We start from the raw sequence: 22211 nt of genomic DNA on the forward strand, positions 1-22211 counted from the left end.
GGGAATCTCGCGAAGGGAAACGGAGGCGGAGCGAGGGACGAACGTCACTCGGCGACGGGCGGAGGAGTCTGCGCGGAAAAGTAACGCCGCACCACTCCCCGCAACCGCGGCGGCACCGGCCGGCCCGCCGTCAGCCGCTGCGACGGCGGGGCGGGGCCGGCCGTGGTTTCCGCTGGGGTCTCTGTCGCGACAGACGAGGATTCGACAGGTCGAGAAGGAGTGAACGGGCTGGACGCCGCCCCGGCGGCGGGAGGACGGGCAGACCACAACCCGCCGGCCAAACCACTGACGGCGGAGAGCCCCGGAGCGAACGTCCGGGCCGCCAGTCGTCCGGCGTCCGCTGCCCCGTCGGGCAGGGGCAGGGAGAGTGCGGGCACACTCAATCCGCGGTCGGGGGAATGGGGAGTCGTTGGGGGAGTCTCGCCAGCGGCGGGTCGCGGCCCCGGCCGGTCGGCCCCCGCGCGAACCTGAGCGACCACATCGGGCGGCAGGGCGGCGAGGAGTCCCGCCGGATCGCCCCCCGCGAGCAGATCGGCCCCCGCGGCGGCGAGGGCGGACCGTTGCTCATCCGTCAGGCCGGCAGCCAACTCGGCGAGCGCCTCTCGGTTCTCCCCCGCCGCGGCGAGCAGGTCCCGAAGCCTCGCCGGATCGTCCAGCCCCGCCGCGGCCGCCGCGTCCCTCACGGCGTCGGATTCGAGCAAGCCGGAGCCGGCCAGCAGGTCGGCGCCGTTCGCCAACGTGTCCGCGAGGCGCCCCACGGTCGCCCCGTCCGTCGCCCCCGCCGCGGCGACGGCACCCAGCATCCGCTCACGCAGGGCGTCGGCGGCTTCCAGCTGCGATCCGGTCGGCCCCTCCTCGCCGATCTCCGCGGTCAGTCGCCGCAAATCCTCTCCCGCCCGGGCCAGCGCCGCCGGATCGGCGGCGCCGGCGTCGGCGAGGGCCGCCAGCGTTTGGGCCAGTTCCCCAGTCAGCCGGTCGCCGGCGACGGTGCGATCGACCGCCGTCTCCTGCCCGGTCATCGATTCCACCGGCGCCGCCCAAGCCAGCAGGGCAAAGGCGGCCGGGACGGCCAGCGTCTTCGCCAGGCGACCCAGCGGCAGCGGCGGACGGGCGTCCCGCCAGCGGTCGCGACGCGGTTCCAACCGGGCGAGCCAGGCCGGGGAACGCTCCGCGGCGGGGCGGTCGGTAAGGGTCATTAGCAAACCGCCCGACCGCAGGGCGGTGTCGACCGCGGCGGCGGCGTCCCGGTGGGAGGGAAGGTCGCGGCGGGTTCTCTGCAGAGCAATTAGGCCGGTCATCGACGTGCCGAGGGCCAGCGCCCACAGGGCGGGCGTCGGTTCGTCGCCCCGCAGCCGCAGGGCCAATGCGATCCCCCCGGCAATCAGCAGGGCGGCGGCCAGCGGGGCCGCGAGGTGACGGAGGAACCGGACGACCGCCACGCCCCGCCGATGGGCGGCGAGGCGGCGGTCGAGGTCCGCGGCCGTCAGCGCCGCCGCACCGGGTCGGGCGTCAGCGGTTGGGGACGGGGGGAACACGCAGTCACGGTAGGCGGGCGGGGGGCGGCCTGCCACGGGGCGGGCCGCGAAGGGGCGTTGCCTCGGGCCGGTCGCGGGCGGACGATGACGCGGTTCGCTCCCCCGCTCGTCTCCCCCCCGCTCGTCTCCCCCCGCCGGTCGCCTGATGGACGCCGCCACCTTCGCCGCGACACGTGCCGACCTGCCGGACGGCGGCCGCTGGACCGAGTTGATCGCCGGGGAGCCAGTCGCCTTCGCCCCGCCGGAGCCCCTGCACGGCACCTTCGTGCTGAACCTGTCGAAGGCGTTCGCCGCCGCCGTCGGGCAGGGGGCCGTGACCCAGCAGTTCGGAGTCGGGGCGGTGTTCGAAACCGGCCTGCAAACCGCCGCCGACCCGGACACCGTGCGGTTCCCCGCCGCCAGCCTGTTCGCCCGCGGCGTGTTCGAGCAGATGGACCGGGAGATCGCCAACGCCGTGCCGGCCCTCGTCGTCGAGGTCCCCGGCACCCCGGACCGCCGCCGGGAGGTGGGCCGCCGGATCGAGGAGTACCACGCTGCCGGCGTCGCCGCGGTCTGGATCGCGGACCTGTTGGAGACGACCGTGAACGTCGTCCTCCCGCACGCCGCCCCGCGGACGCTGGGCGGTTCGGACCGCCTCACCACCGACCTGCTCCCGGCGTTCGGCCCGACGGTGGAGGAACTGTTCGCCGAGCCGGAGTGGTGGACCCGCGGTGTCCGACGCCCCGCGTAGACGGGCGGAACCACTGTCACTGGCTGGCGGCGAACAGGAAGAACCGCCAGAGCAGAAAGGTGCCGCCGCCGGTGCAGAGAAACCCGCTCGCCGCAGCGACCGCGACGGCACTCCGTTTCTCCGCCCGCCACCGGCCGACGAGCCAGCCCGGCAGGAGGCCGAAGGGAGCCACAGTCAGCAGATTGCTCAACGTCAAACAGACCCACCCGCCGAGATCCAGGAAGGGCGCCAACCCGGGCGCGTCCGTCAGGACGTAATCGCGGGACGCCGTCAAAGAAGCCAGCGCCGCCCCGCACGGCGTCGCCGCCAAGCTGCCGGCGAAACCGCCCCAGAGGGCCGGTCGATTGCGGGGCGGGTCGGGCTCGGAAGGCGTCATCTCCGCGAGGAGCCCATGAGTTCCCGGATGAACCGCACCAACACGGACACGGAGGGCTGACGCCCACCGCTCGCCTACGCGAGAGCAATCAGTTAATCACGCTCATGTAGACCACGAAAAGGGTGGGCACGGCTGCGGTGACCACGCCGGAGAGCAGCCCGACCGCGAACGCAATGCCGCCCCCACGGCTGTCATCGCGTCCTGTCCGCAGCATCCATCGATTGACGGTCCAGCAGAGCGGTGCCGACACGCACAGAGCCCAGAGCAACGACCAGATTCCCGCGACCGCCAGCGCCGCCAATCCGTCGGCGGGATCGACCCGCCCCTCCCAGGCCGCGGGCAGTAACGGGGCGAGCCAAACCGGGCAGCACCCCGCGTAGACGCCCCAGAACGAGCCGAGTTCCCGCGGCGTCATCCCCGGTTCGTGATCGTAGCGGCGACTCACGGCATCAGGATCGCCGCAGGCGATGCGGCGGCTGACTGTTCCACCCGCCGGGCTTTGATCCGCACGTAGGGCGGCAGGAACCTTGCCCGGTGGCCGGCGCTGCCGGCGGGGGCGTTTGGGTCGGCGTGGTGGGGTTCGGTCAGGTCTTCGATCACGAAGCCGGCGGCGCACAGGTCGCCGATCAGTTGGCGCCAGGTGTGCAGATACTCGGCGCAACCGGCCTCCCGCAGGCCGGCGGCGGCGGTGTGCGGGTCCGGGTCCGGCAGACGACGGTTCCCGGTTCCCCCGGTCGGGCCCTCGCCGCGGTGGTATTCGGCGCCGAGGCGGTAGCCGCCGTCAGGCAGGGGGCCGAAGCACTGCAGGCTCGCCGGCTGTTTGTGCTGGACGATGTAGAGCCCGCCGGGCTTCAGCAGGCGGGCCACGCCGGCGTAGACGGCGGACAGGTCCGGCACATAGCAGGCGCTGACGGGTTGGTGCACGACGTCGAACGGCGCCCCCGGCAGGTCCGCGGGCAGGGCGCTCATGTCCGCCCGCACCGGCGTGATGAGGGAGGCGAACCCCCGGCGGGCGGCTTCGCGGCGGTCGAGGTCCAGCATCGCCTCGGACAGGTCCACCACCGTCGTCCGGCAGCCGAGGGCCGCGTACAGCACGCTCTGCCAGCCGCCGCCGGCGCCGAGGCAGAGCGCGCGTTTCCCCTCCAACTCCGCCGGCAGCCAGCCGCGGGAGTCCAGCGTCCCCCGCGGATCGGCAATCTGCTCGTCCGTGGCGACGCGGGCGAACCCACTGCCCTCCCGGGCCAGCCGATCCCACGCGGCGGCGTTGCGGGGCAGGTGCACGACGAAGGCGGAGGGCAGAGGGGGGATGGCGGAAGGAACTGGGGGACGCGGCCGGGATCAGGCCCCGTCGCCTTCCGCCTTCCGCCTTCCGTCCTCCGCCTTCACGAAGAGCGCCGCGGCGTAGCGGACCGGGTCGTCGGCCTCTTTGGCGGCGTCGGCGAGGGCGTCCAGGCGGTCCACGTCCCGGCAGAGGTCGGCGAAGCTGAACAGGGCGTCCTCCCGGTCCCTCAACTCTTTGCGAGCCAAGGCGACTGCCCGGTCGACTTCGCCGCAGCGCTTCAGCAGGTGGACCAGTTCGATCGCCGCGGCCGGGCGGTCGTGGTCGTCCGCGGCGTCGATGCGGCCCTCGAAGTACCGGAACGCCTCCTCGCGACCCCGGCCGCTGATCGCGGCGAGGTAGCGGAGGTGCGACGGGTAGAACTCCGTGAACGGCGCGCGGCCGGGGTATTGCAGCGTCGGATCGAGTTTCGCGCCGTACTCCGCCAGTTCGACGATCTTTTCGAAGGACGGGTGCTCCGGCGGCAGTTCGCGGCCGTTGCGGACGACCGCCTGCAGGTGGGAGACGTCCGTGTGGTAGGCGGTGTCCGCCATCAGCCACGGCCGGCCGGCCAGCAGGGGGCGGAGGGAGGTCGGGTTCTCCGGCAGCTTGCCGCCGGAGGGATGGGCGGCGATCTCCGCGGCGACGTTCGCCAGCAGTTCGCCGTGCAGATGGTCGGCCAGCACCGCGGCGACGGCGGTGCGTTCCTCCGGCTTGAACCGCGGCCACAGCGAGTCCACCGCCGTCACGGTGTTGCACGTCCCCCGGGCGGCCAGCATCAGCCGGGCCCCGAGTTCCGGGTGCACGCCCTCCTCCAAAGCGATGCTGGCCAGCAGTTCGAACCGCTCCTCGTCCGCGTCCGGGCCGACGAAGGATTGCGGGTCGACGTCTTCCAGATACGGCCGGAGCAACGGCGGCTCGCCGATGGTACGGGCGTAGTCAAAGGCCCGGTCCAGCCGGCCGGCGTCCGCGTGGCGGCGGGCGGCTTCGCGGGCGGCGGCGAGGTAAGCCTTCTCGAAGGCCTCGGCCTGCTCCTCCGGCACGCCGTCGAACGTCGAGGGACGCACGCCCGGGGCGCCGAGGTCCCGCTTGGCCTTCAACAGCAGGGCGTCGAACAGCAGGTCCGGCTCGTCGGCGGCGCGGAGCCGCTCCACCAACTCGTCCAGAACCCGGTCGGGCGGAGCGTCGGCGAGGGCGGCGAACAGGGCGGCGTGATCTGACATGGCTCCGATCTTATCCGGAACGCCGCTCTCCCGCCGGGTCGCCCGCCGCAGCGATTCCTCAGACACCCAGCGTCAGACTCGCAGCAGCGGGGAGACCTCCCCCTTGCGGGAGAACCGAGCGATCAGCGTTTCCCACGAGTGGTGATGCCCCAGCGCCGCCCGGGGGGCGGGCGAGTCGTCGGTGCGGCGATAGAGGAAAAGGTGGTGTTTCCGGCCGATCCGCAGCCGGTGGGCGCCGGCGTGGGCGGCGCCGAGGCGGCGGCGGTTCTCGGTGACGGTCAGCGTCCGCCACTCGGCCGGGGCCTCCTCCCGCCAACGATTCCAGTCGATCGCCACCGGAGAGACCAGCCCGCCGAGCGAACGGTGCCGCACCGTTAGCGTTGCGTCCGTCGTCTCGATTGAACCGGGCTCCAGGTCGCCGGGGTACTGCGGGACGGCGAGGGGGAACAGGCGGCCGCGTTGCCAGTTCTTCCGGCCGCCGAACAAGCGGGCCTCGCGAGTTTCCGGCGCCACGCCCGCCGAGAGCCCCGCGGCGACCGGCAGCGTCATCGCGTGCTCGACGGTTGCGTCGGGGGCCGCATCGGGTCCGGTCAGCCGGACGGCGTCCGACAGCGTCGCGAACCCGCCCTCCCGGGAGAGGAACGCCTGCCGTTCGACCCGCACCGGCCCGGCGCCGCAGGTCCCCGACCACTGCAACTCAAAGAACCCCCCGTCGTCGTCGGCGTGATGGCAGACGCAGGACCACCCGGCCGAGAGGTCCAGCGTCTCGCCCGCGATCGACACGGTCACTCCCCAATCGCCGCTGAACAGTCGGCGGCCCTTCGCCCGCAGCTCGATCGACATCTGCCCGTCCGGCCACGCCAACGCGACCGCGTCCGCGGTCCGCTCCCAGCCCGTTCGCAGCAGGCCGACCGCGGCGGGATCGGAAAGGAACCCCGGAGCGTCGTCCACCGTCCACTGGGGGAAGTTCAGCCGCCGCGTCCGATCCGGAGGCAGGGCGGCAAGGAGCTGGGCGAACGGACCGTGCGGGGCGGCGTCCGCGAGTTGGCGCAGCGGCTCCGTGATTCCGTTCTCCCTCGCGGAGGGGGCGAATGCGGGCACGCCGCGACGGTCGCAGAGGGCCGCCAGTCGCCTGACCAGCGGAGCGAGGTTCTCCTCGTCAGACCGGGGGGCGAGTCCCGGCATCCACTGCGGCGCATCGATCAAACGGGCGGCAAGCGGCGTCCCGTCCGGGGCGACGTCGTGGTCCCAGTCGAAGTCGGCGGCGGTTCGAATCGTGGCGGCTCCCATCGTGCGGGATCGTACCGTCGGCGTCCGGCGTTAGAATGCCGGCTCGTCCGTCCCGCCGCGTTCGCCCCCCGACCACTCATGCGAATCGTTGCCGGGAAGTTCAAACGGCGGAGCCTGCTCCCGCCCGCGGGGGAGCAGACCCGTCCGATCACCGACCGGGCCAAGGAACAGCTGTTCGAGAACCTCGGCGGCGACTTGTCCGGCCGCCGCGTGCTGGATGCCTTCGCCGGAACCGGCACGATCGGGCTGGAAGCCCTCTCCCGCGGGGCGGCGGGGTGCGTGTTCCTCGAGGCGGACAAGCGGACCCACGGCCTGCTGAAACAGAACGTGGAGCGGCTGGGCGTGACGGACGTCAGTGTGACCTGGCGGGTGGACATCCTGCGGACCAGCTTCCGCCCCCGCCCGGCTCCGGAGCACACGCTCGATCTGCTGCCGTACGACCTGCTGTTCTTCGACCCGCCGTACAAGATGGCCTCCGGCATCGTGGAGGGCCGGCCGCTGTACAAGAGCCTGCAGCGCGTCGCCAAGCCGGAACTATGCGCGGCGAACGCGGAGATGATCCTGCGGGTGCCGACGGAACTCGACATCGTGCCCCCGCCGGAGTGGACGCAATACCGCGAACTGCGGGTGGGCGGGATGAAGTTCCTGATGTGCGACCGGGCGCCGTTCGACGCCGACGCGGTTGGCGACGACGCCGAGGCGGACGACGAATCCGACGGGGCGGCGGGCGAGGAGGAGTGACCGGCCGCTCCGGTCGTGCGGGTCGTTCCCGCAGAGCCTGATTCTCCCCGGCGACTCGACGCGGGCGGGGGGCTGCGGACAATGGTAGGGTGCCGCGTCCGCCCCACGTGCGGGGGCGGAGGTTTCCCCGGTTCCGTTCCCCGTCGTTCCCGCCTGCCGTCATGCCGGTCCCGGTCGTCTGCCCGGAGTGCGCCAAGAAGTTGAAGGCCCCGGACAAGGCCCGCGGCAAGGCGTTGAAGTGCCCGAGTTGCGGCGGTCGCGTGCCGGTACCGGCCGAGGAAGGCGCCGTGGCGGCCCCCGCCGCCCAGCGGAAGAAGACCCGCCGCCGGGAACCGGTCGCCGCCGGGCCGCCGCAGAGCGGCGAGTTCATCGCCGGGCTGGATCTATCGCGGGTCGAAGACCGGGAGACGGAGGTCTGCCCCCGCTGCGGCACGGTGATCGAGCATCCGGAGGAGGGCGCCGAACTCTCGGAGTGTCCCAAGTGCGGAGCCGACCTCCTGACCGGCGGGAAGGGCGCCACGGCGAAGCGTAAGCAGAAATTCAAATCCCGCGGGGAAGATCCCCGGGTCTACTACTCGACGGCGCCGGGCGACGCCTGGGCGTTCCTCAAAAAGAACGCGGACGTCGTCGTACGGCTGGGAATCCTCACCCTGGTGTCCTCCCTGGTGGCGTGCGTCTGCTGGGTGATCGTGCGGTACTGCGCCTTCACCCCGCCGAAGCTGTTCTGGGGCCTCCCGGCGGTGGTGGGCACGCTGTTTATCCCGGGGTGCCTGTGGGTCCTGCAGGAGGCGGTCACCTCTTTGACCTTCGAGAACAAGCAGAAGTTCAAGCGCTTCCGGTTCGACATGCTGGACTGCGTCTCCAAGGCCCCGCGGATCGCGGTCTGGGCGGCGGTCGTCGTCTGGCCGATGACGGTGCTGGACCTGATCGCCTTCGCGGGGTGGATGGTCATGGACACCGGCCCGATGATCTTCCTGGGCGCCCTGGGCCTGCACGCGCTGGCGGCGTTTCTGTTCTGGCCCGCGGGACTGGGGCACATGGCGATGCCGGTCTCGGGGCCGGGTTGGAACTTCTTCACGGTGGCCTCCGGCACGGCGAAGAACCCCGGCCCGGTGCTGTTCTGGGCCGCGCTGACGTTCGCCGCGTTTCTGCCGTTCCTGGGCCTGCTCGGCGGGGCCGCGGCGCTCGCCGGCCCGGGCGTCGTCGAGGCCCTGGACACGATGGAGGCGAACAACGTGGTCTACCGGGCCGCCGCGGCGGAAGCCGCAGAGGCCAAACGGGACGACGTGAAGGTCGACGAAGCCAAACTGACGACGGTCAACTGGAACGCCTTCCTGATCCCCGGCGTGGCCCTGATCCCGCTGTCGTTCCTGTTCGGCTTCGGGGCGGTCTACGCCTCACGCCCCGCGGGACTGCTGGCGAAGATGTTCCGGCCCAGCCTGGGGCTGATCACGCTCGCCAGGGAGAGGAAGTACGTCCCCAAGATGAAGCGGAAGGACGAACTGGGCGATCTGATGGACGAGGAGAAGGAGGAGTTCGGCCCGAAGCAGATCCTGGCGGTCCTGGGTGTGTGTGCGCTGCTCGGGGTGGTCGGCGGGTTCGCCTACTCCATGATGAACGACAACACGAACGCCGTCGCCAGCATCGGCAGCGGCCTGTTCGTCGCGGGGCTGATCCCCGGGCTGATCTCCGGATTCATGCTGCTCGCCGCCGCGTTCAAGGAGAGCACGATGTGGGGCCTGATCTATCTGTTCCTCGGCCCGCCGGGACAACTCGCCTTCGTCGTGATGAATTGGAGCCGGGCCAAGAACGGCTTCTTCCTCGCCGTCGGCGCGAACGTCATCATTTTCGTGGGGGTCGTCCTCATGATCGTCGGGGGCGGCGGCCTGATCGCCCCGTCCGCCTAAGCCGTCCCTCATCGCCCGAAGCCCTCGGCACTCGAACTCCATGGCCGTCCCGGACCTTTTCGCCGACAGCACGATGTCCTTCGGGGAGCACCTCGAAGCGCTGCGGGGGCACCTGTTCCGGTGCGTGATCTACCTGCTGGTCGCCTGCATTCCGGCGGCGTACCTCGCCGAGGACGTGCTGGACCTCGCCACCGCCCCCATCAATGCGGCCCTGCAGGAGTACGTCCCCGGTGAGGAGAAGCTCGCCACCGGCGACGAGATCGTCGGCGGCGGGTTCTGGGACAACCTCATGAACGCCTTCTCCGGCGACGTCGCCGAGAAGACGGTCGAGCAGGCGACCGGCGAAGAGCCGATCGAAGAAGTCCCGGCGGCCAGCGACGGCCTCGTCATCCGGATGACCCGCGGGGCGTTGCGGAAGCTGCTCCAGGGGCCGGACGACGAGACGGTCTCCCTGTTCGTGGAACTCACCCCCCAGCAGGAGGCGGTCCTCAGCGGCCGCTCGAACCTCTCCAACGGCCTCGTCTCCAACGAGCTGATGGGGCCGTTCATGATCTACATCAAGGCGATCCTGGTCACCGCCTTCACCTTCGCCAGCCCGCTGATCTTCTGGGAGATGTGGATGTTCGTCGGGGCGGGGCTGTACCCGCACGAGCGAAAGTACGTCTACCTGTACCTGCCGATCAGCCTGGGACTGTTCTTCTCCGGGGCGGCGTTCTGCTTCACGGTCGTGTTCCAGTTCGTGCTCCCGTTCCTGCTGAGCTTCAACGATCTGGTGGAGACCGTCCCGCTGATCGACGCCAACAAGTGGTTCAGCTTCGCCCTGATGCTGCCGGCGATGTTCGGCCTGAGCTTCCAACTCCCGCTGGTGATGCTCGCCCTGAACCGGCTGGGCATCGTCGAGGCCCAGTTTTACCGAACGAACATTCGCATGGCGATCCTCGTCATCGCCGGGCTGAGCGTGGTCCTGACGCCGTCGGACCCGGGGTCGATGCTGGCGATGATGATCCCGCTGGTGGGGCTGTACTTCGTGGGTATCTGGATGTGCGAGCACTTTCCCACCCCCGGCGGCGTCGAGAGCCCCTTCGGCGAAGAGGCCGAGGAACCGGCGAAACTCGAGGCGTGATCCGTTCCCAGCCCGATTCGGACTCACGCGTCCGGCTTGGGCGGGGGAAGGGATTCAGGTGACCGAGGCCACCCGTTTCAGCAGGACCGCGGGGACGAGCAGGAGCACGGTCGCCAGCGTCAGCGCCGCGTCGGCGGTCGCGGCCATCACGTGCACGCCGCCGAGAGTGATGATGCTCATCACCGCCACTCCCACCGCCGGGCCGACGACCTCCGGCCGGGGATCCGACAGCCCGGCCGCCATCCGGCGGATCACGGAGATCGCCACGGTCGCCAGCACCGCGATTGGCAGGAGCGGGGAGGCGGTGACCCATTTCTGCGTGTAATAGGCGTAAGCCAGCGTGGCGAAGCCCAGAGAGACGGCCGCGAGGCCGGCGGAGAGCAGGTGCGTGTCGCTGACGCTCGCTTCGCGGCGGGCGTACAGGGTCACCCCGCCGACGTAGCAGCCCATTCCCAGGGCGACCGTCCACACGCCGCCGTGATGCAGGAAGGGCAGGGCGCTGGCCCCAAGCAGCAGGTTCGTCGCCCGGCAGGCGCCCATCGTCGGGCAGGCCAGCAGGGTGCGTTTCAGCGGTCCGTCGTAGAGGATTACCAGCGCCGCGACGGCGAGGGCGACCAGTCCGCTACGGAGCGCGTTCCCGGCGAGGGCCCCGCCGAGGAACCCCAGCGCCACCCCGACCGCCAGCAGGCCGAAGCCCAGTAGCGCCGCGGCCTTCGGGCTGACCTCGCCGGAGGGCAGGGGGCGGTCGGAGCGTTCTGCGGCGTCGCGGTTCCGGTCGAACCAGTCGTTCAACACCATCCCGCCGCCGTACAGGCAGACGCCGGCGCCGACTAGCGCGACCAACGGCTGCCAGGGCGTCCAGCCGCCGTGCATGATGGCGAAGCCGGCCAGCACGTCCGCCGGGGCGGTAAACAGAGCCGGCAGGCGGACCAGCCGCAACCAGGGCCGCAGGTTGGAGGGCGCTTTCGGGTCCGTTTTCGTCACGGGATTGCGTAGGGTCCGCTGTGCGGACCGTTCAGAGTGACTCGGCGGGATGGTGCAGGGGATCGCGTCGGCCGGGGATCGTCCAGCCGAACCGACGAGTCGCCCCGGCCGCGGCGGTCCGCGGAGCGGACCCTACGACAGCTCGTCCAGCTGCGCCGCGACCCAGGCCGACAGGTCGCCCTGCACCTTGGCGAGGGTCGCGTCCGTGGCGGCTTTCACGTTCGGCAGGGCGCCGGCGTCGGAGACCGGGGCGGTGGCGAAGGTGTAAAATTTGATCTTCGGCTCCGTGCCGCTGGGCCGCACAGCGACCCGCACCGCCGTGCCGGAGCCGGCGTCGCTCTGGAAGATCAGCAGGTTCCCGTCCGGCTCCGGCAGGGCATCGATGCGTTCGTTGCCAGGCAGGGAGCGCACTTCGTGGTCGGCATAGTCGAGGACCTTCGCCAGTTCGACGCCACCCAACGCCGTGGGCGGAGCGCTGCGGAAGGCCTTCATCAACTTGGCGGTGATCTCCTTGCCCCCGCTGCCGGGCAGCTTCTCGCTGAACTGGCCCTCGGTGTGATAGCCGTGGGCGACGAACAACTCGTCCAGCCGATCGTGCAGCGTTTTGCCGCCGGACTTCAGGCTGGCGGCGAGTTCCATCACGTACAGGGCCGCGACGGCCGCGTCCTTATCCCGGGCGTACTGCCCGGCGAGGTAGCCCAGCGATTCCTCCGCCCCGAACAGGAAGGCGTCCGGCCCCTCCTGATCCATCGTCTGCCCGATGTATTTGAAGCCGACCAACAGGTCGTCGATGACCCGCACCTTCTGGGCCTGGGCGATCCGACCGATCAGCCGGGTGGTCACCAGCGTTTCGACCACGTAGCCGTTCGCCGGCAGCGTGCCCTGCTGAGAGCGTTTCCGCAGTACGTGATCGCAGATCAGCGCCCCGACGCGGTTCCCGCTGAGGTGGCGGAACTCCCCGCCGGTCCCCTTCGCGCACACGCCGAGGCGGTCGCTGTCCGGGTCGGTGGCGAGGACGAGGTCGGCGTCGATCTCCTTCGCCCGGGCGATCGCCGGTTCGTAGACCTCCAGCCGTTCCGGGTTCGGGAAGTTGGCGTCGACGGTGGGGAAGCCGCCGTCCGGGTCCCGCTGGGAGTCGAGCAGTTCCACCCCGCGGAAGCCGGCCCGGTCGAGGACGTTAAAGACGTTCGTTTCGCCCACTCCGTGCAGGGACGTGTAGACGGCCGCGACGTCCCGATTGCTGGAGAGACTGAGGTCGGCGACGGCGGAGATGTAGGCGGAATCGATCTCCTCGCCGATCACCTCGATCAGGCCGTCGTCCACGGCTTCGTCGAAGCCGATCGTCGGGACCGCGGCGCTGGCGTAGACCGCGTCGATGATGCCGCGGTCGTGCGGGGGGAGGACCTGCCCGCCGGTGTTCCAGTAAGCCTTGAAGCCGTTGTCCGAGGGCGGATTGTGGCTGGCGGTGAGCATCACGCCGGCGTCGCAGCCGAGGTGACGGACGGCGAACGACAGCTCCGGCGTGCTGCGGAAGCCACGGAACACGAAGGTCCGCACGCCCCGAGCCGCCAGCGTGGTGGCGGTCAGCCGGGCGAACTCTTCACTGCGATGACGGGTGTCGTGAGCGACGACGGCCGACAGCCCCCCCCGCTTGGCCGCCTTTTCCGGGAACTGATCGGCGAGGTAGCGGGCCAGCCCGTCGGCGCTTTCGGCGACCGTGCGGGGGTTCATCGTCGCCGTGCCGTGGTCGCTCATCCGGCCGCGGCGCCCGCCGGTGCCGAAGGGAATCACCTCGAAGTAGAGAGCGTCCAGCTCCGCCCAGTCGCCGGCGTCGATCAACTCGCGGATCGCCGCGTGACTGCCGGAGCGGTGGGCGTCGGCGAGGGCCCGGGCGATGTTCTCCGAGGCGCCGGCGGACAGGTCCCCGCGCTCCACGGCGGCGGCGACTTCGGGCGGGGCGGGGGGGGGCGGTGCGGCGTCTGGCACGGATCGAACCTTCAGGGCGGGCTGGCGCGGCGGGGAGTGTAACGACTGTCCCCCACAGGCGTCCCGCCTCCGCGCCGCAAACCGGCGCCGGTCCGCCGACGCATGCGGCGCCGGCCCCGCGTTCCTTACGATGCCCCGGCTCGCCCCGCAGGACCCCGCCGATGATCCGTTCGCTCGCCCTCGCCCTGCTGCTCGCCGCCGGTCCGGCGGCGGCGGAGGACTTTCGCTCGATCCCGGCGAACCGGCCGAACGTCCTGCTGATCCTCACGGACGATCAGGGCTGGGGAGACATCCACTCCCACGGCAACGAACAGCTCGACACGCCGAATCTGGACCGCCTCGCCGCGGAGGGCGCCCGGTTCGAGCGGTTCTTCGTCAGCCCGGTCTGCGCCCCGACGCGGGCGGCGATGCTGACCGGCCGCTACAGCCTGCGGTGCGGCGTCCACGGCGTGACCCGCGGCCACGAAACGATGCGGTCGGGGGAGGTCACGATCGCCGAACTGCTGAAGGACGTCGGCTATCGCACCGGCTGTTTCGGGAAGTGGCACAACGGCGCCCACCCCGGCGTCGACCCGCTCGGGCAGGGCTTCGAGGAGTTCGCCGGCTTCACCGCCGGGCACTGGAACAACTACTTCGACCCCCTCCTGCCGCACCCGCCGAAGTTCGCCGCGACCCGCGTCGAGCCTGCAAATCCCGACGGCCCGCGGCGGGTCGAGGGCTATATCGCGGACATCTTCACCGACGCCGCAATCCGGTTCATCTCAGAGCGCTCCGGAACAGGGGAAGACGCGAAGTCCGGCGAGCCGAGCGGCGACCCGTGGTTCTGCTACGTCCCCTACAACACCCCGCACTGGCCGCCGCAGGCGCCGGAGGAACTGTTCGCGAAATACGTGGACCGCGGCGTCAGCGTCGAGGACGCTGCCGCCTACGCGATGGTGGAAAACATCGACCGCAACGTCGGCCGTCTGCTGTCGGCGCTGGATCAGTGGGGGATGGCGGAGAACACGATCGTGCTGTTCCTCACGGACAACGGCCCGAACGGCAACCGCTACAACGGCGACCTCCGCGGCCGGAAAGGCTCCGTCCACGAGGGCGGCGTGCGGGTGCCGCTGTTCGTCCGCTGGCCGGACCGAATCGAGCCGGGCACGGTCGTGGAGCGGAACGCGGCCCACGTCGATCTGCTGCCCACGCTCTGCGACCTGATCGGCGTCGAACCGCCCGCCGACCGCCCGCTGGACGGGGTGAGCCTCAAACCCCTGTTGATGAAGGGGATGGACGCCGCCTGGCCGGATCGGCGGCTGTTCACCTTCAAAGACTGGCGGGGCACGCCGAACGGTCGGCAGGGCGCCGTCCGCACCGACCGCTGGCGCTGCGTGCGGGAGGGTAAGGATTGGCAACTGTTCGATATGCTTGCCGATCCCGGCGAGACCACCGACGTCGGCGGGCAGTTCCCCGAAGTTCGCGACGAACTGGGCGCGGCGTTCGCGGCCAAGTGGGAGGAGGTGACCGCCGACGGGTTCGACCCCGTGCCGACGATCATCAGCACCGACGATGAGAGGGGCGTGGAACTGCCGGCCCACGAAGCCGAGCTTCATCCCGGCAAGGGCGAGGGCATCCGGTACACCGGGCCGAACGGGTGGGCGAACGACTGGATCACCGGTTGGACCGACGTCGACGCGAGCGCGTCCTGGCCGGTGCGGTTCGAGCAATACGCCGATTACGAGATCGGTCTGCTATACGCCGCGACCCCCGATCAAGCGGGCGCCGAGATCGCAATCGACTTCGAGCTCGCGGACCGGCCGGACGCGAAGCATCAGGCCCGCATTGGCCGGGTCGAGTACGACCTCAACCAGCCGCACCTCGCGCAGCCGTACCCCTCGCCGGATCGCTTCCCCCGCCCGGAGGCCTACGAGCGGCCATGGAGAGAGGTGCGGCTCGGCAGCCTCACGATCGGTCCGGGGGAGGGAACACTGCGACTGTTCGGCAAAAAGAAGGCCGGCGAGAGCTTTCCCGAAATCAAAGCGGTCCGCGTTCGGCCGATTCGTCGCTGAGCGATCCGCCCGCCCTGACCGCGCGACAGGGAAAGCCCCCGGGTTCGCGTCCTGCGGGGCCGGATAGAGTGTGTGAACGGCCGAACACGCGACCCGCCGCCGGGGTCGGCCGTGATTGCCGGGTTCCGAACGACTCGGGCTCGGTCCCACAAAACACGGCGGGTTCGGAAGTCCCTTCCCTATGCGTATCGGCTTCGTTTCGACCTACCCGCCGGCGGAATGCGGGATCGCCACGTACACCCAGTACCTTCGGGAGTCGTTCAACCCGTCGCAGCACGAATCGTTCGTCATCTGTCAGGCCGGCGGCGCCGGCGAGGGCGTCTTTCCGCTGTGGCACCCCGGCCAACGGTTCAGTGAGAACGTGTTCGGCACCGCGACGCGGATGACGCCGGACGTGGTGCATATTCAGCACGAGTACGGCCTGTTCGGCTCCCAGCACGGGGCCGAGGTGGTCGACCTGCTCCTCCGCCTCCGATTGGCGGAGGTGCCCGCGGTCGTCACGTTGCACACGGTTTACGAGACGATCACAGACGCCCAGCGGATGGTCCTGCGGCACATCGTCGAGGACTCCTCCGCGGTGATCGTCCATGAGAGCTACCAGAAGGAGACGCTGGTTCGGGAGTTCGGTCGCCCGGAGAAGGTGCACGTGATCGAGCACGGCATCCGCGAGGCGGACCCGGTGCCGGACGCCAAGCGGCGGCTGGGCCTGGAGGGAAAGAAGGTCGTGCTGATGTGCGGCTACTTCCGCAAATCGAAGGGCTTCGACGAGGCTCTCCGGTTCTTCCCGGAAGTCGCCGAGAACTGCGACGACGCCGTGCTGGTGATGGCCGGCAAGATCCGCGGGATCGAAGCCAAGGACGTGCAGGCGGAGCTGTACTCGGCGCTGGATGAGATGCCCTTCGCCGATCGCGTGCGGTACTTCCGCGGCCAGTTCCCCCAGTACACCCTCGACGCCCTGCTGAGCGCCGCGGACTGCGTCGTGCTGCCGTACCGCGCCGGCGCCCAGAGCGGGATGCTTAGCCAGTGCCTCGCCTTCGGCGCCCCGGTGGTGTCCAGCGGGCTGCGGGCCTTCCGCGACGTCCTGGAACGCACCGGCGGCGGATTGGTCTGCGATCATCCGGAGGAATACGGCTCCGCGATCACTCGCGTGCTGACGGAACCGGACCTCGCCGAGGACCTGCGCCGCAGCGCCCGCCGGTACATCCGCGAAACCGGCGGCTGGAGCCGCATCGCCGAGCGTCACCTGGACGTCTACGAGCCGCTGGTGAACCCGCCCGGTTCCCGCGGGCAGTACGCCTTCCTCCCCGAGCCGGCCGTCGAGGCGATGAGAACGCCGAAGGCGCCGGCGCTCGATCGGCCGACCCGTCGGCCGGCGCTCAGCCGGGCCGCCGATCGCGGGACCTTCCGCTATCGGGACGGCCACACCGCGTTGGCGGCGGCCGAGTAATCCCCGTTCGCTCGCCGCCTGCGAGCGTGCGGTTCAAGACGAAGCGTACGCCGCCGCGGGCTTCCGCGGCGGCGTTCAGCAGTTATCAGGACTGTCTTCCCCGCGGAGCACGCGAATCAGTTCTTCCGGCGGGCCGCCCTTCGGCACGTAGGCGGCGGCGCCGGCCTGACACATCGCCTCAGCCATGTCGTCCCGGTCGTGCATCGACAACCCGATCACGCGGACGTTCGGCATGAGATCGCGGACGCGGCGGGTCGCCTCGATCCCGTCCATCCGGGGCATGGTCACGTCCATCACCACAGTATCGGGCAGCAACTCCGCCACGCGCTCGAGCGCTTCGCAACCGTCCGCGGCTTCGCCGACCACCACGATGCCTTCCGTGCTGGACAGCAGCCCGGCCAGCGCGGTGCGCACGATCCGGTGGTCGTCGACGATCATCACGCGGACCGGAGCGGGCGAGGGGGGCGCGACGTCGGGATCGGGCATGGCGCGGGGCGTGAGGGAGAGATGCGGAGCAGGGAGGGTCATCGTGGCTATGAAGGCAGCATCGTCGCGCGAGATCGACAAGTCTCCCCCGGCAAGGCCAGCCTGCTCCGCAAGGCTGAATAGGCCGAAACATTCGTCCGCAGAACGGTGCGAATCGAACCGTTCCGGTCGCTGCGCAGCCATCACGTCCGCGGGAAGTGGATTCGAAACGACCAGTTGCAGTCCGCCCCCCCACACCCGCTCCAGCGTCAGCCGGACGGGCAGGTGAGGAGCATGCTTGGCGGCGTTGAAAAGCAGTTCTCGTGCCGCATGGAACAGGAGCGGTCCCCGGGGGTCGGCTCGATCGACCAGATTCGCCGGGGGCGGCTCGTCCCCCCCGGCGGCGGCGAATCGGATCGGCTGCTGGCCGCGCTCCTCGCTCCGGCGACACAGTGCCGCGAGCGCCGGCACGAGACCGCGGTCGTACAACAACGTCGGCACCAACTCCTGCGTCAGCGCTCGGGCGCGGTTCATCGCCTCATCCAACAGATCGACCGTGATCGCCGCCGGTCCGGGCACCGCGTGCGCGTCCTCTGCGGGGTTGTCCCCGCTCCCGGCGGACAAGCCGTCGCCGGGGGCGGCCTGATCCGCGGCGGCCAGTTCGCGGGCCAGCAGGCCGGACGCCGACATCTTCGCCGCGGCGATGATCTGCTGGAGATCGTCGTGGACGGCATGGGCCAGACGACGCCGCTCCCGGGTTTCCGTTTCCGCCAGGCCCCGGGCGAGCCGTTCCAACTTCGACTTCTGCCGCCGGATGCGGTTGGTCCGAGAGGCCACCTGCAGTTCGAGGGTCGCGTTCATTTCCTGCAGCGCCTCTTCGGCCCGCACCTTCTCCGAGATGTCCTCCACCACGGAGATCGCGTACTCCGCCTCGCCCGCCGCGTCGCGCTGCAAAGCCACGGTCAGTTGGATCCAGACCGCCCCCCCCGGCTTGCGGAGATAGCGTTTCCGCAACGAATAGGACGGGATCTCGCCGCTCAGCAGGCGACCAAACAGCTCCAGATCGTTGACGAGGTCGTCCGGGTGGGTCAGATCCTGGAACGTCAGGGTCCGCAGTTCCTCTTCGGGATAGTCGACGATCTCGCAGAGCCGCCGGTTCACCCGTAGCCAGGTGCCGTCGAGGCCGACGTGGGCCACGCCCACGCCGACGTTCTCGAACGTCCCCCGGAAGCGACGTTCGCTGCGTCTGAGGTCGTCGTTGAGGCGGGCGGCAAGGGCGTCCGCGGCGGCGCGTTCGACCGCCACCGCCGCGGTGTGCGCCAGCGGATCGACGACGCCGAGATCGGCGGGCGTGGGGCGGCGGGGGATGGAATGATAGACGGCGAACGTGCCCAGCAGCGTGCCGTCCGCAGCGGAGACGTTCGTCGTCCAGACCGAACCGACGCCGTGGGCGTCATTGAAGCCGCGGAAGTCGCGGCAGAGCGGGTTGGTGCGCACGTCCTCCACGATCACCCGGGTGTTGTGAAGGGCGGCAGCCCCGCAGGCGCCGCCGCTTTCATCGGCCGGCCAGCCGTCGGTTTCGCGTCGGAACGCGTCCGACACGCTCGGCGCCGCCGCCAACCGCAATCGTTCGCCCGGCGCCGCTCCCCCCCAGGGAGAACTGGGCGGCAACTTGCCCTCCTCAGCCCCCCCCCGCAGGAAGATGCACACGCGGCCGGCCTGGGGCAGAAGGCGCTCGGCCGCCTCGGCCAGCAAAATGAGGACCTCGGCGATCGGGGCGCCGGCGGCCAACCGAGCTAGGCACTCCTGCCGGGCGGCGGCGACCTGCTCCGCCCGCACCCGGTCGGTGATGTCGCGGCAGATCATCGAATAGTGAGTCAGCTCCCCCCGGACGTCCCGATGGGCCGTCAGGCTGTGCAGCATCGGGACCGGACGCCCGTCCGCCCCCATCAGTTCGACGTCGCCGGCCCAGTGCCCCGCACGCGCCGCGGCCGGCAGCCCCTCCTCACGCAGCCGCTGGAATGCGTCGGGTCCGTAGAGGCTCGCGACCGGGCGGCCCTCCGCCTCCTGCCGAGACCGTCCCAGCAGCCGACGGCCGGCCCGGTTCAGCGACTGCACCACGCCCGCTGCCGTAAAGACGCAGACGACGTCCTCCGTTTGCTCCAGCAACTCGGAGAACAGCACAGACCGCCGCGAGACGGCGGCCGATTCCGTCACGTCCCGCACCGTGGCGATCAGGCCGTCCGGCGGGCCGGAGCGGTCGTCGCCGTCCCACGTCGGCCGGCCGGCGGCCCGCACCGTGCGCCCCGCGGGATCCTCCCCGACCTCCGCCTCCCCGACCTCCGCCTCCCCGACCTCCGCCTCCCCTGTTTGCGGCTCCCTCGTCCCCGCCTCGGGGGCGAGGCGGAACTGTCGTTCGCACCAGCCGCCGTCGCGCACCTTCGCCAACGCCTCCTGAACCCCCGGGCGATCGTGCTCATGCACGGCGTCCAGCCATGCCGTCAGGGGGCGGGCGCCCGGTCGGCCCTCGAGTCGCAGCACGGCGAGGGCGCGGTCGTCGGGTTCGAACGTCCCCCGCTCGAAATGGACGCGGCAGGTCCCGACCGCCTCGGCCTCGAACGCGAGATCCTTCTGCACGGCCAACCGGTCGCGTTCGCGGCGGAGGGCGTGCTGCTCCGTGAGGTCCAGCATGAACGCGATCCCGCCGTCGTCATCCACCGCCGCCGCCCCCACCAGCACCGGCACGCGGGAACCGTCGGCGCGGACGTATTCCTTCTCGTACGGCTCGCAGGTTCCGGCGGCGCGGAGTTCGGCCACCTTCTCCGCGTCCCGATCGAGGAACTCCGGGGGGGTCATCGCCGCCCAATCGACGGCCCCCCGCTCCAGGTCGGCCCGGGAGAGGCCGACGAGTTGCAGGAAGGCGTCGTTCGCCTCGGTGACGCCGCCGTCGTACCGAAAAAAGAGGATCCCGAGGAGATCCGTCTCGAACAGCCGACGCAGACGGCGGGAGACGTCCGTTTCCCGAGCCGCGGGTGTCTGCGGGAGCGCTTCGGTCACTTCGCAGGCTCTTCCGCGCCCTCAGCCTTCGCCGCCGCGTCCGCGGCGGCGGGAGAAACCGACAGGCGGAGGTTCCGCCAGGCGACCGGCGCCCCGTGCCCGAGGAAGCCGAACGCCCCGGAGTCCCGCAGCAACCCGGGGTGCTTTTGGCCGTCGACGGCGCCGCCCGCGGAGGCTTCGCGGATGTCCGCATCCACCAGCGTTTTGCCGTTGAGCTTGACCGTCACGCGGTCGCCCTTCAGCGAAATCTCCTCGCGGTTCCAATGCCCGACCGGGGCGAGGTAGCCCCGCAGCGCCGGGATCACGCCGTAGATCGACCCGTGAGCCTGATACGGGGCGATGGTGCGGTAGCGGTCCGCCGCGTTGTCGAGAATCTGCGATTCCATCCCGCTGTAGGCGGCGTTCTCGCCTTTGACGAACCGCAGGCCGACGCCGTTGTTGCCGCCCTCGGGCAGGCGGAATTCGAACCGGACGGTGAAGTCCGACAGTTCCTCCTTCAGGTAGACGTTCCCCCCGCCGCGGCAGGTCATCACGCCGTCCTCGACCGGATAGCCGTCCAGATCGCCTTCCCAGCCGGGCAGGCCGGGTTCCAACGGGATCGCGGTGAAGTCGGCCTCGTCGCCCGGCGGCGGCTGGCGTTCGTCGCCGGCCCGGACGAAGAGGACTTTCGCCTCGGCCCCGTTGACCGCGAACGGAATCGGCTCCTTCCGCGCCGCCGGGGCGTCGACGGCGACGAGGATCGGCGTGCCGTTGAGGTAGGCGATCACGCTGCCGTCGGCCGTCCGCACGTACACGCGGTTGACCGCCGCGGGATCGTAAGCCGCCGCGGCGGCGTCCCGATCCACGAGCATGCACGGAACCGGCCCGCCGTCCGCGCCCGCTCCGCCGCCGGAGCCGAGGCGGGCGACTTCCGCGAGCGGGTTCTTCGCCGCGACGGTGCCGTCCGCGGCGAACTCAAAGCTGACCGCCGGGCCCGGCGTGCCGACGCGGGTCCCCACGGTCACGGACGCGGTCTGCTGGCCGGTCACGGGGCCGAAGGCCGCGTGGACGTCCGCCCCGACGGTCGCCGTATTGCCGGCCGCCTCGTCCCAGCCCTCGCCGGCGGCGCCGCCGTCCGGCAGCAGGAATCCGCTCTCGGACATGCCACGGGGGATTTCCCGCACGGTCACGTTCCGCCAGCGGGTCTCGCCGCCGTGGGTCTGCAGGATGATCGGTCCGGCGGGGAACAGCGGCTGGGAACGGTCCCAGTAGTTCTCCAGCGTCGCCTCGTTGACGATCAGTTTGCCGTTCAGGTGCACCGTCACCGTGGAGCCGACGACGCGGATCACGAATGTATTCCACTCGCCCATCGGCTTGTCGGCCCGCTCCGACGGGTCTTTGCCGCGGTTGTTCGGGCCGGTCTTCGGGTTGTTCCACAGGCCGCCGGAGCCGAACTTGTGACCGTTTCCGTTCGGATCGGCGTCGTCCGGGTCCCAGATCTGCACCTGCGGGCAGCCGCGCAGATAGATGCCGCTGTCGGTTCCCGCGGTGATCTTCCAATCGATCGACAGCTCGAAGTCCGTGTAGTCGCGGTCCGTCCACAGGTAGGGGCCCTGGCCGTCGTTGACGATCTCCGCGCCGCCCTCGCCCGGTTCGATCCGCCAGTGCTCGAGGCCGGCAGCGGCGTGGGTCTTCAGAAACTCCGCCCGCTCCGCCGGCGCCATCGCGGCGAGCTTGCGCGGGTCGTAGTGCGGGGCGAAGAACCAACCGTCGAAGTTCTCGCCGTTGAAGACGGCGGTGGGCTCGGACTCGGTCGGCTTGGGAGGGGTCGCATCGTCGGCGGCGGCCGACGCAAGCGCGAGGGGCCCGACCAGCAACAGGCAGGCGAACAGGGAGACGGGGCGGAACGGCATGGCGATCTCACGAACGAACGGACCCCCGATTCTTTCCGACCGCCGCCTCCGGCACAATCCGGCCGGGAGCCGACCGCTCCGTCCGC

At 70.9% G+C, this 22211-nt stretch carries 16 protein-coding genes; 6 read left to right on the plus strand and 10 right to left on the minus strand.

The features are described from left to right. Nucleotides 1–44 precede the first annotated feature (44 nt). The gene (locus tag CA12_RS19145; RefSeq protein ID WP_145360716.1) at nucleotides 45–1535 is read right to left on the minus strand and encodes a hypothetical protein; all 1491 of its coding nucleotides are present in this window, start codon (nucleotides 1533–1535) and stop codon (nucleotides 45–47) included. A gap of 145 nt (nucleotides 1536–1680) precedes the next feature. Between CA12_RS19145 and CA12_RS19150 the strand changes: the two genes are divergently transcribed. Further along, entirely contained in the window at nucleotides 1681–2265 is a 585-nt protein-coding gene (locus CA12_RS19150; RefSeq protein ID WP_145360718.1) for a Uma2 family endonuclease, read from the plus strand. Nucleotides 2266–2281: 16 nt separating this feature from the next. Here CA12_RS19150 and CA12_RS19155 read toward each other — a convergent pair whose 3' ends face one another. From CA12_RS19155 to CA12_RS22265, 5 genes are all read right to left on the minus strand, one after another. Next, a complete protein-coding gene (locus tag CA12_RS19155; protein ID WP_145360720.1) occupies nucleotides 2282–2641 on the minus strand; it encodes a hypothetical protein in 360 nt (119 codons plus the stop codon). An 88-nt stretch (nucleotides 2642–2729) separates the two neighbouring features. Beyond that, nucleotides 2730–3086, minus strand: a complete 357-nt coding sequence (locus CA12_RS19160) for a hypothetical protein (protein ID WP_145360722.1) — start codon at nucleotides 3084–3086, stop codon at nucleotides 2730–2732. After that, the gene (locus tag CA12_RS19165) at nucleotides 3083–3922 is read right to left on the minus strand and encodes a class I SAM-dependent methyltransferase (RefSeq protein ID WP_242688034.1); all 840 of its coding nucleotides are present in this window, start codon (nucleotides 3920–3922) and stop codon (nucleotides 3083–3085) included. Before CA12_RS19165 ends, CA12_RS19160 begins: the two co-directional genes overlap by 4 nt. A gap of 57 nt (nucleotides 3923–3979) precedes the next feature. Beyond that, nucleotides 3980–5182 (minus strand): hypothetical protein, encoded by a 1203-nt coding sequence (locus CA12_RS19170; RefSeq protein ID WP_145360724.1) that lies wholly within the window; start codon nucleotides 5180–5182, stop codon nucleotides 3980–3982. A 72-nt stretch (nucleotides 5183–5254) separates the two neighbouring features. Continuing rightward, entirely contained in the window at nucleotides 5255–6472 is a 1218-nt protein-coding gene (locus CA12_RS22265; protein ID WP_165700867.1) for a hypothetical protein, read from the minus strand. A 78-nt stretch (nucleotides 6473–6550) separates the two neighbouring features. Here CA12_RS22265 and CA12_RS22270 point away from each other — a divergent pair, with 78 nt between their 5' ends. The 3 genes from CA12_RS22270 (at nucleotide 6551) to tatC (ending at nucleotide 10243) form a co-directional block, all read left to right on the plus strand. Continuing rightward, nucleotides 6551–7213: an RsmD family RNA methyltransferase gene (locus tag CA12_RS22270; protein WP_165700868.1), complete on the plus strand. Its 663-nt coding sequence runs from the start codon at nucleotides 6551–6553 to the stop codon at nucleotides 7211–7213. A 161-nt stretch (nucleotides 7214–7374) separates the two neighbouring features. Beyond that, nucleotides 7375–9120, plus strand: coding sequence for a hypothetical protein (locus tag CA12_RS19185; protein ID WP_145360730.1), 1746 nt, complete (start codon nucleotides 7375–7377; stop codon nucleotides 9118–9120). Nucleotides 9121–9160: 40 nt separating this feature from the next. Next, nucleotides 9161–10243 (plus strand): twin-arginine translocase subunit TatC, encoded by a 1083-nt coding sequence (tatC, locus tag CA12_RS19190; protein WP_145360732.1) that lies wholly within the window; start codon nucleotides 9161–9163, stop codon nucleotides 10241–10243. Nucleotides 10244–10297: 54 nt separating this feature from the next. Here tatC and CA12_RS19195 read toward each other — a convergent pair whose 3' ends face one another. Both CA12_RS19195 and CA12_RS19200 read right to left on the minus strand, forming a co-directional pair. Further along, on the minus strand, nucleotides 10298–11227 hold the full coding sequence (locus CA12_RS19195) for a UbiA family prenyltransferase (RefSeq protein ID WP_145360734.1): 930 nt from the start codon (nucleotides 11225–11227) through the stop codon (nucleotides 10298–10300). 132 nt (nucleotides 11228–11359) lie between these two features. Then, nucleotides 11360–13213 carry a phospho-sugar mutase gene (locus CA12_RS19200; protein WP_145360736.1) on the minus strand — a complete coding sequence of 618 codons (1854 nt, stop codon included), beginning with the start codon at nucleotides 13211–13213 and terminating at the stop codon, nucleotides 11360–11362. Between the two features lie 161 nt (nucleotides 13214–13374). Here CA12_RS19200 and CA12_RS19205 point away from each other — a divergent pair, with 161 nt between their 5' ends. After that, the gene (locus CA12_RS19205) at nucleotides 13375–15264 is read left to right on the plus strand and encodes an arylsulfatase (protein WP_145360738.1); all 1890 of its coding nucleotides are present in this window, start codon (nucleotides 13375–13377) and stop codon (nucleotides 15262–15264) included. A gap of 181 nt (nucleotides 15265–15445) precedes the next feature. Then, complete coding sequence (locus tag CA12_RS19210; protein WP_145360740.1) at nucleotides 15446–16711, plus strand: glycosyltransferase; 1266 nt, start codon at nucleotides 15446–15448, stop codon at nucleotides 16709–16711. 75 nt (nucleotides 16712–16786) lie between these two features. Here the strand turns inward: CA12_RS19210 and CA12_RS19215 are convergent, their stop codons facing one another. Both CA12_RS19215 and CA12_RS19220 read right to left on the minus strand, forming a co-directional pair. Further along, complete coding sequence (locus tag CA12_RS19215; RefSeq protein ID WP_145360742.1) at nucleotides 16787–20233, minus strand: PAS domain S-box protein; 3447 nt, start codon at nucleotides 20231–20233, stop codon at nucleotides 16787–16789. After that, a complete protein-coding gene (locus tag CA12_RS19220) occupies nucleotides 20230–22125 on the minus strand; it encodes a 3-keto-disaccharide hydrolase (RefSeq protein ID WP_145360744.1) in 1896 nt (631 codons plus the stop codon). The genes CA12_RS19215 and CA12_RS19220 overlap by 4 nt, the downstream gene beginning before the upstream one ends. Nucleotides 22126–22211 lie beyond the last annotated feature (86 nt).

This window comes from Alienimonas californiensis, assembly GCF_007743815.1.
Lineage (GTDB): Bacteria > Planctomycetota > Planctomycetia > Planctomycetales > Planctomycetaceae > Alienimonas > Alienimonas californiensis.